Source organism: Pseudorhodobacter antarcticus, assembly GCF_900110135.1.
Taxonomy (GTDB): Bacteria; Pseudomonadota; Alphaproteobacteria; order Rhodobacterales; family Rhodobacteraceae; genus Pseudorhodobacter; species Pseudorhodobacter antarcticus.
On sequence record NZ_FOCO01000009.1, the window covers coordinates 85,213 to 102,361 of the forward strand.

Sequence of the window (17,149 nt, forward strand, 5' to 3'; positions counted from 1 at the left end):
CGGGGCACCCCATTCCCCTTTCGACGCCCCTTTCAAGGATTGAGATATGAACCAGGAACTTTCGACCAACCCGTTCAACCCGGTTGCCCCTGTCAAAACGTTTGACGAAATCAAGATCAGCCTGGCCTCGCCAGAGCGGATTTTGAGCTGGTCTTATGGTGAGATCAAAAAGCCGGAAACCATCAACTATCGCACGTTCAAGCCCGAGCGTGACGGTTTGTTCTGCGCGCGTATCTTTGGCCCGATCAAAGATTACGAATGTCTGTGCGGCAAATACAAGCGCATGAAATATCGCGGCGTTGTCTGCGAAAAATGCGGCGTGGAAGTCACGCTGCAAAAAGTGCGCCGCGAACGGATGGGCCATATCGAATTGGCCGCCCCCGTCGCGCACATCTGGTTTTTGAAGTCCCTGCCAAGCCGGATTGGTTTGATGCTGGACACCACGCTGCGGGATCTGGAACGCATCCTGTATTTCGAAAACTATGTGGTGATTGAGCCGGGTCTGACCGACCTGACCTATGGCCAGTTGATGACCGAAGAAGAGTTTTTGGACGCCCAAGATCTGTACGGCGCCGATGCTTTCACCGCCAACATTGGTGCGGAGGCCATTCGCGAAATGCTGGCCGCGATTGATCTGGACGCCACTGCGGAGCAGTTGCGCGAGGAGCTGAAAGAAGCGACTGGCGAATTGAAGCCAAAAAAGATCATCAAGCGTTTGAAGATCGTTGAATCCTTCCTTGAATCCGGCAACCGCCCGGAATGGATGATCTTGACCGTTCTGCCGGTTATTCCGCCAGAACTGCGCCCCTTGGTGCCGCTCGATGGAGGCCGCTTTGCGACCTCGGATTTGAACGACCTGTATCGCCGCGTGATCAACCGCAACAACCGTCTGAAGCGTTTGATTGAACTGCGCGCGCCTGACATCATCGTGCGCAACGAAAAGCGGATGCTGCAAGAAGCGGTTGATGCGCTGTTTGACAATGGCCGTCGGGGCCGCGTGATCACGGGCACCAACAAGCGGCCGTTGAAATCGTTGTCCGATATGCTGAAGGGTAAGCAGGGTCGTTTCCGCCAGAACTTGCTCGGCAAGCGCGTCGACTTCTCGGGCCGTTCGGTGATTGTGACCGGGCCGGAATTGAAACTGCATCAGTGCGGTTTGCCGAAAAAGATGGCGTTGGAACTGTTCAAGCCGTTCATCTATTCGCGTTTGGAGGCGAAGGGCCTGTCGTCCACCGTCAAGCAAGCCAAAAAGCTGGTCGAAAAAGAGCGTCCCGAGGTTTGGGATATCTTGGATGAGGTAATCCGCGAACATCCAGTGCTGTTGAACCGTGCGCCAACCTTGCACCGTTTGGGCATCCAAGCGTTTGAACCGATCTTGATCGAAGGGAAGGCCATTCAGCTGCACCCGCTGGTCTGTTCGGCCTTTAACGCCGACTTTGACGGTGACCAAATGGCAGTCCACGTTCCCTTGTCGTTAGAGGCACAGTTGGAAGCCCGCGTGTTGATGATGTCCACCAACAACGTGCTTTCCCCTGCAAACGGCGCGCCGATTATCGTGCCGTCGCAGGATATGATCTTGGGTCTGTACTACACGACCATGGAGCGTAAGGGCATGATCGGTGAGGGTATGGCCTTTGCGGATGTGACCGAAGTGGAACATGCGCTGGCGGCCGGGGCCGTGCATTTGCACGCCTCGATTAGAGCGCGGATCAAGCAGATCGACGCCGAAGGCAACGAGGTTTGGAAGCGGTTTGACACCACACCCGGCCGTTTGCGCCTTGGCAACTTGTTGCCCGTGAACACCAAAGCACCGTTTGATTTGGTCAACCGCTTGCTGCGGAAAAAAGACGTGCAGAACGTCATCGACACTGTTTATCGCTATTGCGGTCAGAAAGAGTCGGTTATTTTCTGCGATCAGATCATGACCATGGGTTTCCGTGAGGCGTTTAAGGCTGGCATTTCGTTTGGTAAAGACGACATGCTGATCCCCGACACCAAGTGGGACATCGTGAACGGCGTGCGCGATCAGGTGAAGGACTTTGAACAGCAGTACATGGACGGCCTGATTACGCAGGGCGAAAAGTACAACAAAGTCGTTGATGCCTGGTCCAAGTGTTCGGACACCGTTGCGAGCGAGATGATGAAAGAAATCTCGGCTGTGCGTCATACCGATGCGGGCGTCGAACAGGAGCCGAACTCGGTCTATATGATGTCGCATTCGGGCGCGCGGGGTTCGCCTGCCCAGATGAAGCAGTTGGGCGGGATGCGTGGATTGATGGCCAAGCCGAACGGCGAGATCATTGAAACGCCGATCATTTCGAACTTTAAAGAAGGTCTGACCGTGTTGGAGTACTTTAACTCCACCCACGGTGCCCGTAAGGGTCTGGCCGATACGGCTTTGAAAACGGCGAACTCTGGCTATCTGACCCGCCGTTTGGTGGACGTGGCACAAGATTGCATCATTCGCGCCCATGATTGTGGCACGGAAAACAGCATCACCGCTTCGGCGGCTGTGAACGATGGGGAGGTTGTTTCTTCCTTGTCCGAGCGGGTGCTGGGTCGCGTTGCAGCTGAGGATATTCTGGTCCCCGGTCAGGACGAAGTGATCGTGGCGCGTGGCGAGTTGATTGACGAACGCAAGGCAGATCTGATTGATCAGGCCGGTGTGGCGTCGGCGCGTATCCGCAGCCCATTGACCTGCGAAGCCGAAGAGGGCGTTTGCGCCCAGTGCTATGGCCGTGACTTGGCCCGGGGTACGTTGGTGAACCAAGGCGAGGCTGTTGGTATTATCGCTGCGCAGTCGATTGGTGAACCGGGCACACAGCTGACGATGCGGACGTTCCACATCGGCGGTATTGCGCAAGGTGGCCAGCAGTCGTTTTTGGAAGCCAGCCAAGAAGGCAAGGTGGAGTTCCGCAACGCCAACTTGCTGGAAAATGCTGGTGGCGAACAGGTCGTTATGGGCCGGTCGATGCAGATCGCAATTGTCGATGAGGCGGGGCAGGAACGTGCTGCGCACAAGGTGTCTTATGGTGCCAAGGTTCACGTCAAGGATGGCCAGCAGGTCAAACGCGGCGCGAAGCTGTTTGAATGGGACCCCTACACTTTGCCAATCATCGCCGAAAAGGCGGGCGTTGCACGGTTTGTCGACCTGATCTCGGGCATTTCGGTGCGCGAAGATACGGATGATGCGACAGGCATGACACAGCGGATCGTGTCCGATTGGCGTTCCGCGCCAAAAGGCAACGACTTGAAGCCAGAGGTCATCATCATGGATGCCAACGGCGAGCCTGTGCGCAACGAGGCCGGGAACCCGATTTCCTATCCAATGTCGGTTGACGCGATTTTGTCGGTCGAAGACGGTCAGGACATTCGCCCCGGTGACGTGGTTGCACGTATTCCGCGCGAAGGTGCCAAGACCAAGGACATCACCGGGGGTCTTCCCCGTGTGGCGGAATTGTTCGAGGCGCGCCGTCCAAAGGACAACGCGATCATCGCGGAATCCGATGGCTATGTACGGTTTGGCAAAGACTACAAGAACAAGCGCCGCATTACGCTGGAGCCGATCGATGACAGCTTGCAGCCGCTGGAATACATGGTGCCCAAGGGCAAGCATATTCCAGTTCAGGAAGGTGATTTCGTTCAAAAGGGCGATTACATCATGGACGGCAACCCAGCCCCGCACGATATTTTGCGGATCTTGGGGGTCGAGGCGCTGGCCAACTACATGATCGACGAAGTGCAGGACGTGTACCGTCTGCAAGGCGTGAAGATTAACGACAAGCATATCGAAGTGATCGTGCGTCAGATGTTGCAAAAGTTTGAGGTCTTGGACTCAGGCCAAACAACGCTGCTGAAGGGCGAAAACGTCGATAAGCAAGAGTTGGAAGAAGCCAACGCGCGTGCACACAAACTTGGTGTGCGTCCGGCCACGGCAGAACCGATCTTGCTGGGCATCACCAAGGCGTCGTTGCAAACGCGCAGCTTCATCTCGGCGGCGTCGTTCCAGGAAACCACGCGGGTTCTGACCGAGGCTTCGGTCCAGGGCAAGCGCGACAAACTGGTCGGCTTGAAGGAAAACGTCATTGTGGGTCGTTTGATCCCAGCAGGGACGGGCGGGGCCACCAGCCGCGTGAAGCGCATCGCCGCTGAGCGTGACTTGAAGGTTGTCGATGCACGTCGTTCGGATGCGGAACATGCAGCCGCTTTGGCGGCACCCGAAACGGTGGCGGCAGCGACAAGCGACGAACAGGAATAATCTGTTCTAGAACATTGATTTGGCCCCTCACAGGTGACTGTGTGGGGCCTTTTTGTTTTGTGTGGGATACAAAATTCGCGGGGCAGGGGGCTTGACCCAATGCAACCCGCGCGGACAGGTTGAACACCAGCGGGCAGGGGGGCATCGTGGCAGTCACAGACAACACACGCGGCATCATTTTCATGGCCGTGGCAATGGCGACCTTTACCGTGAACGACAGTTTCATGAAAGCTGCAACCCAGATTTTGCCCTTGTCACAAGCCATCGTTATTCGCGGCGGTTTAACCATCGTTGCCCTTTTGGTGCTGGCCCGTGTTATGGGGGTGCGCACGTTGCGCGTGGCAAAGGTGGACCGCAAATTGCTGGGCTGGCGCACTGTGGCGGAACTTGGGGCCACGCTGACCTTTTTGTTGGCATTGATGAACATGCCTCTCGCCAACCTCTCGGCAATTTTGCAATCCTTGCCGCTGGCGGTGACTTTGGGGGCGGTGATCGCGCTGCGCGAACCTGTGGGCTGGCGGCGGATGACGGCGATTGGTGTGGGGCTTGCGGGGGTTTTGCTGATCGTGCGCCCCGGGACCGAGGGGTTTAACGTCTGGTCGGTGCTTGCCCTTATTTCCGTCGCGTTTGTGGTGGTCCGCGACTTAACCACGCGGCAGTTTTCAAAAGGTCTGCCGTCGGTCACAATTGCGATTTACACTTCGGTTTCCGTGACGTTGATGGGGCTGGCGGGCTTGTTTATCCAAGATTGGATCCCGGTGCCGCCGCGCGCGCTTGCCATGCTGGCGGCCGCCGCTGCGATGCTGATCATGGGGTATCTGTTTATTGTGATGGCAATGCGGGTAGGGGATGTGGCGATTGTGGCCCCGTTCCGCTATTCCGCGCTGATCTGGGCAATTCTGATCGGGTGGTTGGCCTTTGGTGAAATCCCCAAGGCGCTGACCTTTGTGGGGGCGGCCATTGTGGTGGGAACCGGCCTTTACACCTACCTGCGCGAACATCAGGTGCAGCGCAAAATCGCGGCCACTGCGGCGTCGATGACGGGGACCGCCACCCCCGATAGGTAGCGGGCCTGCGTGTTGACATCCCCCGCGACTCCCCTTATACGCCGCCTCACCTGACACTTGCGCAAGCGGGAAAAGGGTCTCAAAGACTAAAGTGGTCACGATCCGGGCCTTAAAAACCCCGATCCTCTGGAATTCCACCGCACCGTCACCCGTTTGGGCGACGAATGCGGTTTTGGTGTTTTGTGAAGGCACAAGATGCCGTCGAGAAGCAGTGTGCCGGAACCGATCCGGTGCGAGTATTGACAGTTGCAACACGAGGAACGTGAATGCCAACGATCCAACAGCTTATCCGCAAGCCGCGCGAACCGCGCGTCAAGCGGTCCAAGTCCATGCACTTGGAATCCTGCCCGCAAAAACGCGGCGTATGTACCCGCGTTTACACAACCACCCCGAAAAAGCCGAACTCAGCTATGCGGAAGGTCGCCAAAGTGCGTCTGACCAACAGTTTTGAGGTTATCTGCTATATTCCGGGTGAAAAACATAACCTTCAGGAACACTCTGTGGTCCTGATCCGCGGCGGTCGTATCAAAGACCTTCCGGGTGTCCGTTACCACATCCTGCGCGGTGTGTTGGATACCCAGGGTGTTAAAGAGCGTCGTCAGCGCCGGTCGAAATACGGCGCGAAGCGTCCGAAGTGAGGGATTAAAATATGTCACGTCGTCACGCCGCTGAAAAACGCGAGATTCTGCCTGACGCCAAGTATGGCGATAAGGTTCTGACAAAATTCATGAACAACCTGATGATCGACGGCAAGAAATCTGTCGCCGAATCCATCGTATACAACGCGCTGACCCGCGTTGAGCAGCGCCTGAAGCGCGCCCCCATCGAGTGCTTTCATGAAGCCCTTGAGAACGTGAAGCCATCGGTCGAAGTCCGGTCGCGTCGCGTTGGTGGTGCCACCTATCAGGTGCCGGTTGATGTGCGCATTGAACGTCGCGAAGCTTTGGCCATCCGTTGGCTGATCATCGCTGCCCGCAAGCGCAACGAAAACACCATGGAAGAACGTCTGGCTGCCGAGCTTTCGGATGCCGTCAACAACCGTGGGACCGCCGTTAAAAAGCGGGAAGACACCCATAAAATGGCCGACGCAAACAAAGCGTTCAGCCATTACCGCTGGTAAGGGGGCCTCATGGCACGCGAATACGAACTCCGCCGTTACCGCAATATCGGAATCATGGCGCATATCGACGCGGGTAAAACCACGACGACTGAGCGGATCCTTTACTATACAGGCAAGTCGCACAAGTTGGGCGAAGTGCATGACGGTGCGGCAACTATGGACTGGATGGAGCAGGAGCAGGAGCGTGGGATCACGATCACTTCCGCTGCGACAACCACGTTCTGGCAGCGCCAAGAAGATCCGACCACCGAAGGCACCAATGAAACGAAATACCGTTTCAACATCATCGACACTCCCGGCCACGTTGACTTCACGATTGAAGTTGAGCGTTCGCTGGCTGTGCTTGATGGTGCGATCTGCTTGCTGGACGCCAACGCTGGTGTAGAGCCGCAGACCGAAACTGTTTGGCGCCAAGCCGACCGGTACAAAGTGCCGCGTATCGTTTTTGTCAACAAAATGGACAAGATCGGCGCTGACTTTTACAACTGCGTTAAGATGATCAAAGACCGCACTGGTGCGACCCCGTTGCCAATCGCTTTGCCGATCGGTGCTGAGGACAAGCTGGAAGGCATCATCGACCTCGTGAAGATGGAAGAGTGGGTCTATGAGGGAGAAGATCTTGGCGCAGGCTGGGTTCGTAAGCCGGTCCGCGCTGATCTGTTGGAAAACGCCAAGGAATGGCGTCACAACCTGCTGGAAATCATTGTCGAGCAGGATGACGCTGTTATGGAATCGTATTTGGAAGGCAACGAGCCTGACGAAGCGACCATTCGCCGTTTGATCCGCAAAGGCACATTGTCGTTGACCTTCGTTCCCGTGACTGCGGGTTCGGCGTTCAAAAACAAAGGCGTTCAGCCGCTGTTGAACTCGGTTATCGACTATCTGCCCTCGCCGCTGGACGTGCCTGCCTATATGGGCTTCAAGGCCGGCGATGAGACAGAAACCCGCGACCAACCCCGTTCGGCAGACGACGCACAGCCCTTCTCGGGTCTGGCGTTCAAAATCATGAACGACCCCTTTGTTGGGTCCTTGACCTTCACACGGATCTATTCCGGCGTGTTGAAAAAGGGCGACCAGATGGTGAACACCACCAAAGGTCGTAAAGAGCGCGTTGGCCGTATGATGATGATGCACGCCATCAACCGCGAAGAGATTGATGAAGCCTTTGCGGGCGACATCATCGCGCTGGCCGGTCTGAAAGAAACGACCACCGGTGATACATTGTCCGACCCGAACCATCAGGTCGTGCTGGAAACCATGACCTTCCCCGAGCCAGTGATCGAAATCGCTGTCGAGCCGAAGACCAAGGCTGACCAAGAAAAAATGGGTATCGCGTTGGCACGTTTGGCAGCTGAGGATCCATCCTTCCGTGTGGAAACCGATTTCGAGTCGGGCCAGACGATCATGAAGGGCATGGGCGAACTTCACCTCGACATTCTCGTGGACCGTATGCGCCGCGAATTCAAAGTTGAGGCGAATATCGGCGCGCCACAGGTGGCCTACCGCGAAACGATCTCTCGCGAAGCGGAAATCGACTACACGCACAAAAAGCAATCCGGTGGTACCGGTCAGTTCGCGCGCATCAAGTTGATTATCTCGCCAACCGAGCCGGGCGAAGGGTATTCGTTCGAATCCAAGGTTGTTGGCGGTTCTGTTCCAAAGGAATACATCCCCGGCGTCGAAAAAGGCATCAAGTCCGTTATGGATTCAGGTCCTTTGGCTGGCTTTCCTGTGATCGATTTCAAAGTGGTCCTAGTCGACGGTGCATACCACGACGTGGACAGTTCGGTTCTGGCTTTTGAGATCGCGGCGCGTGCCGGGATGCGCGAAGGTCTGAAAAAGGCAGGGGCCAAGTTGTTGGAACCCATCATGAAAGTCGAAGTTGTGACGCCGGAAGAATATACCGGTGGCGTGATCGGCGACTTGACCTCCCGTCGTGGGATGGTCACGGGGCAAGACAGCCGCGGCAACGCGAACGTCATCGCTTCGATGGTGCCTTTGGCGAACATGTTCGGCTATATTAACACGTTGCGGTCCATGACTTCGGGCCGTGCCGTGTTCTCGATGAGCTTCGATCACTACGACTCGGTTCCGCAGAACATCTCGGATGAGATCCAGAAAAAATACGCTTAATCGGTGCGGCGGGGGAAACCCCGCCCTCCATTCCGTAGGGTGAGCTTTCGCGCACCGCATCTATCCAAATCAGGAGGCCATCATGGCAAAGGCAAAGTTTGAACGTAACAAACCGCACGTCAACATCGGCACGATTGGTCACGTTGACCACGGCAAAACGACGTTGACCGCAGCGATCACCAAGTATTTCGGCGAATTCAAGCCCTACGACCAGATCGACGGCGCGCCGGAAGAAAAAGCGCGTGGGATCACGATTTCCACAGCACATGTGGAATACGAGTCCGCAAACCGCCACTACGCGCACGTCGATTGCCCCGGCCACGCTGACTATGTGAAGAACATGATCACCGGTGCTGCGCAGATGGACGGCGCGATCTTGGTGGTGAACGCGGCCGATGGCCCGATGCCACAAACACGCGAGCACATCTTGCTTGGCCGTCAGGTTGGTATTCCGTTCATGGTTGTTTACATGAACAAGGTCGACCAAGTGGACGACGAGGAATTGCTGGAACTGGTGGAAATGGAAATCCGCGAGCTGCTGTCCAAGTACGACTATCCCGGCGATGATATCCCAATCATTCGTGGTTCCGCATTGCACGCAATGAACGGCACCCGTCCGGAAATCGGCGAAACTTCGATCCGTGCGCTGATCGCGGCTGTGGATGAATATATCCCAACCCCAGCACGCGCTGTTGACCAGCCGTTCTTGATGCCAGTCGAAGACGTGTTCTCGATCTCGGGTCGCGGTACTGTTGCCACCGGTCGTATCGAACGCGGTATCATCAAAGTCGGCGAAGAAATGGAAATCGTGGGCATCCGCGATACCAAGAAAACCGTGTGTACCGGTGTGGAAATGTTCCGCAAGTTGCTGGATCAGGGTCAGGCTGGCGATAACGTTGGTCTGTTGCTGCGCGGTGTTGACCGTGAAGGCATCGAGCGCGGCCAAGTGCTGTGCAAGCCATCTTCGGTAAAGCCACACACCAAGTTTGAAGCAGAAGCCTATATTCTGACCAAAGAAGAAGGTGGCCGTCACACGCCATTCTTTGCAAACTACCGTCCACAGTTTTACTTCCGCACGACAGACGTGACGGGCACAGTGAACCTGCCGGAAGGCACTGAAATGGTTATGCCAGGCGATAACTTGAAGTTCGAAGTTGAACTGATCGCCCCAATCGCCATGGAAGAAAAACTGCGCTTCGCCATCCGTGAAGGCGGCCGTACCGTCGGCGCTGGCGTTGTTTCGAAAATTCTTGCTTAATTTTTCTGGCAGAGGGGTCGGGTCCGGTGGTGCAAACCATCGGGCCTGATTTCCCGCCAAGCCTAAAGGGCACCAAATATGTCAAGTCAAACGATCCGTATCAGGCTGAAAGCCTTCGATTACCGGGTGTTGGATGCGTCCACACAGGAAATCGTAAACACCGCGAAACGTACCGGCGCTACCGTGCGCGGCCCGATTCCGCTTCCCAACAAAATTGAGAAATTCACGGTTCTCCGTGGTCCGCACATCGACAAGAAGTCGCGCGACCAGTGGGAAATCCGCACGCACAAGCGTCTTCTCGATATCGTCGATCCAACACCCCAGACCGTGGACGCGCTGATGAAGCTCGACCTCGCTGCCGGTGTTGACGTCGAAATCAAAGTATAAGGGGGCATCAGATTATGCGCTCTGGCGTTATTGCAAAGAAGTTGGGCATGACCCGGCTGTTTCTCGAAGATGGTAAGCAGATTCCTGTAACCGTTCTTCAACTCGACAACTTGCAGGTTGTGGCACAGCGCACCGCTGATCGCGACGGTTATACCGCCGTGCAGCTGGGTGCTGGTTTGGCCAAAGCCAAGCGGACCACCGCCGCAATGCGCGGCCATTTTGCCAAGGCAAACGTAGAACCAAAGCGCAAGATCGCTGAGTTCCGCGTGACTGCCGATTGCATGATTGATGTGGGCGAAGAAATCACCGCTGACCATTACTTTGAAGGTCAGTTTGTGGACATCGCCGGCACTTCGATCGGTAAAGGTTTCCAAGGGGCGATGAAGCGTCACAACTTCCGGGGCCTTCGGGCGTCGCATGGTGTGTCGGTGTCGCACCGCTCGCACGGGTCCACGGGCCAGTGTCAGGATCCGGGCAAAGTGTTCAAAGGCAAGAAGATGGCGGGCCACATGGGTTCGACACGCATTACCACGCAAAACCTGCAGGTCGTAAAGACCGACAGCGAGCGCGGGATCATCATGGTACGGGGCGCAGTGCCCGGTTCCAAAGGTGGCTGGGTGACGATGAAGGACGCGGTAAAGAAAGCCGTTCCGGATAACGTGATCATGCCTGCGGCCCTGCGTTCGGCGGGTGAAGCGGCCAAGAAGGCAGCTGAAGCAGCAGCAGCAGCGGCAGCTGAGGAAGAAGCGATCCGCGCAGCGGCGATGGCAGCAGAAGCGGCAGCAGCCGAAGAAGCAGCAGAAGCAGCAGCGGCAGTAGATGCCCCGGCGACGACCGATGGAGGCGAAAAGAATGAAGGCTGATGTCATCACCCTGGACGGCGGCAAAGCCGGTTCCATCGACCTGAATGACGCGCTTTTTGGCCTTGAGCCACGCGCCGACATTCTGCACCGCGTTGTGCGTTGGCAGCGGGCGAAAGCCCAAGCTGGCACACATTCGACACTGGGCCGTTCCGATGTAAGCTACTCGACCAAGAAGATTTATCGCCAAAAAGGCACCGGTGGCGCACGCCATGGTGACAAAGGCGCGCCGATCTTCCGTCACGGTGGTATCTACAAAGGCCCGGTTCCACGCAGCCACGCCCATGATCTGCCAAAGAAGTTCCGCGCCCTTGGGTTGCGTCACGCGCTGTCGGCCAAGGCCAAAGCGGGTGAGCTGATCATCTTGGACACCGCCATGATGGCCGATGCGAAAACCTCTACCCTTGCCAAGATGGCAAAGGAATTGGGTTGGAAGCGCGTGCTGATCATCGACGGTGCTGAGCTGGACGGAAACTTCGTTCTGGCCGCGCGCAACATCGACACCATCGATGTTCTGCCAGGCATGGGTGCAAACGTTTATGATATCTTGAAGCGGGATCAACTTGTGATCACCAAAGCAGGGATCGAAGCACTGGAGGCTCGTTTGAAATGAGCGTTAAAGCAAACCATTACGATGTGATCCGCAAGCCGATCATCACTGAAAAGGCCACTATGGCCTCTGAACACAACGCTGTTGTGTTCCAAGTGGCGATGGATGCAACCAAGCCGATGATCAAAGAAGCTGTTGAAGCTGTCTTTGGCGTCAAGGTGAAGGCCGTGAACACGACCATCACCAAAGGCAAGGTAAAGCGGTTCAAAGGGCGCCCCGGCGTTCGTTCCGACAAGAAGAAAGCCTATGTGACGCTTGAAGAAGGCAATACGATCGACGTGTCCACCGGGCTCTGATCGGCACATAGCTGCAAAGGAAGGCCCCTGCGAGTGCGGGGGCCTTTTTCGTTATTTCTGCAACAGGAAATAATGGTTTCCAAGCAATTCGCTGACAGCCCAGTGTTTGACGCGGTATGTCTCACCTTTCAGGATGAGGGTGGCGCGGTCTTCCCTATCGTTGTGACTGATGCCAATCGCGCGGAACAAGGCCCCGCGAATTTGCGTATTGGAAACGCCTTCGTTTCGCAGGACATAATTGTTTCATAGAAAGTTAAAGGTCACTTTACACTCAAATTTTCTTTTGTTTTCTGAATTATAGTGATTGATTTCAAATTTAACAAAGATGTCCATAAGTTTGGACTCTGCGCCTTGTCCGCCGCAGAACAAGCCAGAGGTGGCATCTTTGGTTTCGGCCGCAAACCCCCGCGCGCGCCGCATTTGCGATGGCACACAGGTCCGGTGCGTTGTCGACCGCGACCTCCATGAACAGACTGACCATTTTTTGCAAAGGGGTGCCTTCGGCGATAAGCGCCGCCTGTTCGGCTGGGGGGGGCGATCTTTTAGCCAGATGTTTTGCTCGAGGCTCAACTCTACCGCAGGGCCGCCATTCAACGTGAACAGGGAGGGCAGGATCCCTAAATCCATCCCGCGCCCGCCAATCGGCTTGGCCGACCAGAACCGACCTTTGTATAACGGGCTGTGGCGCGGCGGAGGAAACCACGCCGTTTTTTTTCCAAACTTGTTGGGTGGTTTCCGTCAAAGCGGATTGGGACTTTACGAAAGTGAGAAGCCCCTCGCGCGCCTCTGACGTATCGGAAACAACAAGATTGACGACACGCGGCCAATCCTTGCGGCCCTCAAAGCAACTAAAAGCAAAGGGCATATAGGGGTTCTGAAACAGGGTTGATGTATCTTCGGGGCCAGTGTTATGGCCAAGCCTGTGGGTTTCAACGAAACCCATTTCAGGCAGGACACGCGGAAGGGTTGGGATATGGTCGATATTGGCCAGACAGACCTTTTGAAACATCGCCTTGGCGGCATCGTGCATTTTAGGGCCTCCAGAGGGGGTGAAGCGTCAGATTGGCAGGTGCGGGGCGAGTTGCCAATCATGGACAATCCGCCCTCGCTGATTTCTGAAGCATTGCACGGAAAAAGCGTTGCCCCGCATGGACAGCCCCAACCATTCCTGTTACTTCCCCGTTATTCCAATGGCCCCGGATTCGTTCCGGGGCTTTGGAATTTATGTTGGGGACCTTCGGGGCCCTGTAACCTAGGGCCGCAAACTGCGGTCCTCAAGCTAGCGGAAGACAGAGAGCATGGCACTCAAGTCGTACAAACCGACGACGCCTGGCCAACGAGGGTTGGTTCTGATCGACCGTTCGGAGCTGTGGAAAGGCCGTCCGGTCAAAGCCCTTACTGAGGGTTTGAGCAAATCGGGTGGCCGGAACAACACCGGGCGTATTACAATGTGGCATCACGGCGGTGGGGCAAAGCGCCTGTACCGTATCGTTGATTTCAAACGCACAAAGCGTGATATGGCGGCTGTGGTAGAGCGGATCGAATACGATCCCAACCGCACTGCGTTTATCGCCTTGATCAAATACGAAGATGGCACCCTGAACTACATCCTTGCGCCGCAGCGTTTGGCCATTGGGGACAGCGTTATCGCTGGCGCCAAGACTGACGTAAAGCCGGGCAATGCGATGCCGTTTTCGGGTATGCCGATCGGTACGATCGTTCACAACGTGGAAATGAAGCCAGGCAAGGGCGGGCAGATTGCACGCGCGGCGGGCACATATGCACAGTTCGTGGGTCGTGATGGTGGTTACGCACAGATCCGTTTGTCTTCGGGCGAACTGCGTCTGGTGCGTCAAGAATGCATGGCAACGGTTGGTGCCGTGTCCAACGCAGACCATTCGAACCAGAACTTCGGCAAAGCGGGCCGCATGCGTCACAAGGGCATCCGCCCAACCGTTCGCGGTGTGGCGATGAACCCAATCGACCACCCGCATGGCGGCGGCGAAGGCCGTACCTCGGGCGGCCGTCACCCGGTTACGCCATGGGGCAAGGGCACCAAGGGCAATCGTACCCGTTCGAACAAGACCACGGATAAATACATCCTGCGGTCGCGTCACGCTAAGAAGAAGGGCCGCTGATAGATGGCACGTTCAATCTGGAAAGGCCCGTTCGTCGATGGCTACGTCCTGAAAAAGGCCGAGAAGTCGCGCGAAGGTGGCAAAAACGAAGTGATCAAGATTTGGTCGCGTCGTTCCACCATTCTGCCACAGTTCGTGGGTTTGATGTTTGGTGTCTATAACGGCAAAAAGCACGTTCCCGTCAACGTGACCGAAGAAATGATCGGCCAGAAGTTTGGCGAATATTCGCCAACACGGACCTACTATGGTCACTCTGCCGATAAAAAAGCCAAGAGGAAATAAGTCATGGGCAAGGCAAAAAATCCGCGCCGCGTGGCCGATAACGAAGCAATGGCGCTTGCTAAAATGCTTCGCACCTCGCCGCAAAAACTTAACCTCGTTGCTGGTTTGATCCGCGGCAAGAAGGTGGACAAGGCTCTGGCTGACCTCACTTTCTCCAAAAAGCGGATCGCAAAGGACGTAAAGAAATGCTTGCAGTCCGCAATCGCCAACGCCGAAAACAACCACGGTCTTGATGTGGATGAATTGATCGTTGCCGAAGCGTATTGCGGCAAGAACCTGACACTGAAGCGCGGCCGCCCGCGTGCGCGTGGCCGGTTCGGCAAGATCATGAAGCCGTTCAGCCAGCTGACGATTCTGGTACGTCAAAAAGGGGAGTCCGCATAATGGGTCAGAAGGTCAATCCGATCGGTATGCGCCTCCAGGTCAACCGGACCTGGGACAGCCGCTGGTTTGCGGAAAGCAAAGATTACGGCAACCTGTTGCTGGAAGATCTGCGCATGCGCAAATACATTCACAAAGAATGTATGCAGGCTGGTATTTCCAAAGTCATCATTGAACGTCCGCACAAAAAGTGCCGTGTGACCATTCACACAGCGCGTCCGGGCGTCATCATCGGCAAAAAAGGCGCGGATATCGAAACGCTTCGCAAGAAGCTGTCGGTGTTCACTGCTTCCGAGTTGCACCTCAACATCGTTGAGATCCGCAAGCCGGAAATGGATGCCAAGCTGGTGGCAGAATCGATCGCACAGCAAATGGAACGCCGGGTGTCTTTCCGTCGCGCCATGAAGCGTGGCGTACAGAACGCGATGCGCATGGGGGCCTTGGGCATCCGTGTGAACGTGGCGGGCCGTCTGGGCGGCGCAGAAATTGCGCGGACCGAATGGTACCGTGAAGGCCGCGTGCCTTTGCACACATTGCGCGCTGACATCGACTATGCACACCACGAGGCGACCACCGCCTATGGTATCATTGGTGTGAAAGTGTGGATCTTTAAGGGCGAAATCCTTGAGCATGACCCACAAGCACATGATCGTCGCCACGCCGAGGCACAGGAAGGCGCTGTTCCGCGCCAACCGCGCCGCGAACGCACGTAAGGGAGCATAAACATGTTGCAACCTAAACGGACTAAGTTCCGCAAACAGTTCAAAGGCAAGATCAGCGGCGAGGCCAAAGGCGGCTTTCTGTTGAATTTTGGTACCTACGGCCTGAAAGCCACCGAGCCGGAGCGTGTCACCGCGCGCCAGATCGAAGCGGCACGCCGCGCCATCACCCGCCACATGAAGCGTCAAGGCCGTGTCTGGATCCGGATTTTCCCGGATGTTCCTGTCACGTCTAAGCCGACTGAAGTGCGGATGGGTAAAGGTAAAGGTTCCGTTGATTATTGGGCAGCCAAGGTGAAACCTGGCCGCGTGATGTTTGAAATCGACGGCGTTTCGGAAGTGATTGCGCGCGAGGCCCTGCGCCTTGGTGCGATGAAGCTTCCCGTCCTGACGCGCGTTGTTCAACGCGAAGATTGGTAAGGGCGGTGGGTTGAAACCCACCCTACTTAGAAGGCCCCGCTGGAAACGGCGGGGCTTTTTGTTTTGTATTGCTATGAGTGGGTTTAACTGACTTGACGGAGGGTCCCTGCCTAAAATTTGGTGCCAACTGATAGCGCCCCTTTGAATTTTCAGTGATCAATTACCAGCTGAAAACTAGCGCTCAAATGGGGCACCGACAAAGTCACGCTGGCCGACGGCATCTGACTGAAAAAGAGGAAATGTTGGCAAGTGTGCTATGTGGCTTCTATAAGGGTACGCACACACGAGATGTAGGGGTACGTTATGCGTGCATCATTCATCCTCGAAGCCACGAAACCCTGCGGTACGAAGTACCGTTTTGAGTTTTCCTTGGGACTTGTGTTCTTTGGATGGCTTCTAGGGTCCTTCGGGCTTTAAGACTGAAAAAGGCAGCCCTTTGGGGCGGCCTCTTTTTCTATATATTGGCACCAACGTCAGTATATCAGGCATTTGGTGCATTGAGGCAAACGCGATACTCGCCTATGTCAACTTCCCCCTTGCCCTTCCACTCCCATCCACCTATACGGCCCTATCTATCGATTCCGGGTGACCGGATTCGTTGGTCTATCATTGACTCCACTGGGCAAAGGGTAACCCTCGCGGGCCTTCCGGTGATGTGAAAAAGGGAAGATCGCTCATGGCCAAAAAAGCCACCGCAAAAGTAACGAAGGCAGTGTCGTCGCACTCTGCCTCCGAGCTTAAGACAAAAACACCTGACCAATTGCGTGACAGCTTGGTGGCTTTGAAGAAAGAAGCCTTCAACCTGCGCTTTCAACAAGCGACTGGTCAGCTTGAAAACACATCGCGTATGCGCACCGTCCGTCGTGACGTGGCACGCATCATGACTGTGTTGAACCTCAAGGCGGCCGAAGCCGCCATCGCGAATTAAGGGAGCCTGAAATATGCCCAAACGCATCCTGCAAGGCACCGTAACTGGCGACCAAAACAACCAGACCATCACTGTGTCTGTTGAGCGCCGCTTCAAGCACCCGCTGCTTCACAAGACTGTTCGTAAGTCCAAGAAGTACCGCGCGCATGACGCACAAAACCAATTCAAAGTTGGTGACACTGTTCGTATTGAAGAGTGCGCGCCAATTTCGAAAACCAAACGCTGGACGGTGGTTTTGACTGCATAACGCAGCCTGCCATCTTTAGCCATTTTACGAAACCCTGGGGGATGG

General features: G+C 55.8%; 18 protein-coding genes. 17 read left to right on the forward strand and 1 reads right to left on the reverse strand.

The window, feature by feature from the left end:
• Positions 1–46 precede the first annotated feature (46 nt).
• The 10 genes from rpoC to BMY36_RS06585 all read left to right on the forward strand — a co-directional run bounded on the left by rpoC (position 47) and on the right by BMY36_RS06585 (position 11,989).
• Positions 47–4,258, forward strand: coding sequence for a DNA-directed RNA polymerase subunit beta' (gene rpoC / locus BMY36_RS06540; RefSeq protein WP_050521161.1), 4,212 nt, complete (start codon positions 47–49; stop codon positions 4,256–4,258).
• Between the two features lie 146 nt (positions 4,259–4,404).
• Positions 4,405–5,325: a DMT family transporter gene (locus BMY36_RS06545; RefSeq protein ID WP_050521224.1), complete on the forward strand. Its 921-nt coding sequence runs from the start codon at positions 4,405–4,407 to the stop codon at positions 5,323–5,325.
• 266 nt (positions 5,326–5,591) lie between these two features.
• A complete protein-coding gene (gene rpsL / locus BMY36_RS06550; protein ID WP_050521162.1) occupies positions 5,592–5,963 on the forward strand; it encodes a 30S ribosomal protein S12 in 372 nt (123 codons plus the stop codon).
• 11 nt (positions 5,964–5,974) lie between these two features.
• Positions 5,975–6,445: a 30S ribosomal protein S7 gene (rpsG, locus tag BMY36_RS06555; RefSeq protein WP_050521163.1), complete on the forward strand. Its 471-nt coding sequence runs from the start codon at positions 5,975–5,977 to the stop codon at positions 6,443–6,445.
• Positions 6,446–6,454: 9 nt separating this feature from the next.
• Positions 6,455–8,578: an elongation factor G gene (gene fusA / locus BMY36_RS06560; RefSeq protein WP_050521164.1), complete on the forward strand. Its 2,124-nt coding sequence runs from the start codon at positions 6,455–6,457 to the stop codon at positions 8,576–8,578.
• A gap of 82 nt (positions 8,579–8,660) precedes the next feature.
• Positions 8,661–9,836: an elongation factor Tu gene (gene tuf / locus BMY36_RS06565; RefSeq protein WP_050521165.1), complete on the forward strand. Its 1,176-nt coding sequence runs from the start codon at positions 8,661–8,663 to the stop codon at positions 9,834–9,836.
• A 78-nt stretch (positions 9,837–9,914) separates the two neighbouring features.
• Positions 9,915–10,223, forward strand: a complete 309-nt coding sequence (gene rpsJ / locus BMY36_RS06570; RefSeq protein ID WP_050521166.1) for a 30S ribosomal protein S10 — start codon at positions 9,915–9,917, stop codon at positions 10,221–10,223.
• A gap of 11 nt (positions 10,224–10,234) precedes the next feature.
• On the forward strand, positions 10,235–11,086 hold the full coding sequence (gene rplC, locus BMY36_RS06575) for a 50S ribosomal protein L3 (protein ID WP_074818513.1): 852 nt from the start codon (positions 10,235–10,237) through the stop codon (positions 11,084–11,086).
• Entirely contained in the window at positions 11,076–11,696 is a 621-nt protein-coding gene (gene rplD, locus BMY36_RS06580) for a 50S ribosomal protein L4 (protein ID WP_050521168.1), read from the forward strand. Before rplC ends, rplD begins: the two co-directional genes overlap by 11 nt.
• Positions 11,693–11,989 (forward strand): 50S ribosomal protein L23, encoded by a 297-nt coding sequence (locus BMY36_RS06585; RefSeq protein ID WP_050521169.1) that lies wholly within the window; start codon positions 11,693–11,695, stop codon positions 11,987–11,989. Before rplD ends, BMY36_RS06585 begins: the two co-directional genes overlap by 4 nt.
• Positions 11,990–12,305: 316 nt before the next feature.
• Here the strand turns inward: BMY36_RS06585 and BMY36_RS06595 are convergent, their stop codons facing one another.
• Positions 12,306–13,019, reverse strand: a complete 714-nt coding sequence (locus BMY36_RS06595; protein ID WP_074818516.1) for a hypothetical protein — start codon at positions 13,017–13,019, stop codon at positions 12,306–12,308.
• A gap of 268 nt (positions 13,020–13,287) precedes the next feature.
• On the opposite strand from BMY36_RS06595, the gene rplB reads away from it, so the two are divergent.
• The 7 genes from rplB to rpsQ all read left to right on the forward strand — a co-directional run bounded on the left by rplB (position 13,288) and on the right by rpsQ (position 17,104).
• Complete coding sequence (gene rplB / locus BMY36_RS06600) at positions 13,288–14,127, forward strand: 50S ribosomal protein L2 (RefSeq protein ID WP_050521171.1); 840 nt, start codon at positions 13,288–13,290, stop codon at positions 14,125–14,127.
• Between the two features lie 3 nt (positions 14,128–14,130).
• On the forward strand, positions 14,131–14,409 hold the full coding sequence (gene rpsS, locus BMY36_RS06605; RefSeq protein WP_050521172.1) for a 30S ribosomal protein S19: 279 nt from the start codon (positions 14,131–14,133) through the stop codon (positions 14,407–14,409).
• A 3-nt stretch (positions 14,410–14,412) separates the two neighbouring features.
• Positions 14,413–14,793, forward strand: a complete 381-nt coding sequence (gene rplV, locus BMY36_RS06610) for a 50S ribosomal protein L22 (protein ID WP_050521173.1) — start codon at positions 14,413–14,415, stop codon at positions 14,791–14,793.
• Positions 14,793–15,503, forward strand: a complete 711-nt coding sequence (gene rpsC / locus BMY36_RS06615; RefSeq protein ID WP_050521174.1) for a 30S ribosomal protein S3 — start codon at positions 14,793–14,795, stop codon at positions 15,501–15,503. The genes rplV and rpsC overlap by 1 nt, the downstream gene beginning before the upstream one ends.
• Before the next feature lie 12 nt (positions 15,504–15,515).
• A complete protein-coding gene (gene rplP / locus BMY36_RS06620; protein WP_050521175.1) occupies positions 15,516–15,929 on the forward strand; it encodes a 50S ribosomal protein L16 in 414 nt (137 codons plus the stop codon).
• Between the two features lie 676 nt (positions 15,930–16,605).
• Entirely contained in the window at positions 16,606–16,857 is a 252-nt protein-coding gene (gene rpmC / locus BMY36_RS06625) for a 50S ribosomal protein L29 (RefSeq protein WP_050521176.1), read from the forward strand.
• A gap of 13 nt (positions 16,858–16,870) precedes the next feature.
• Positions 16,871–17,104 carry a 30S ribosomal protein S17 gene (gene rpsQ, locus BMY36_RS06630; protein ID WP_050521177.1) on the forward strand — a complete coding sequence of 78 codons (234 nt, stop codon included), beginning with the start codon at positions 16,871–16,873 and terminating at the stop codon, positions 17,102–17,104.
• The last annotated feature ends 45 nt before the right edge of the window (positions 17,105–17,149 follow it).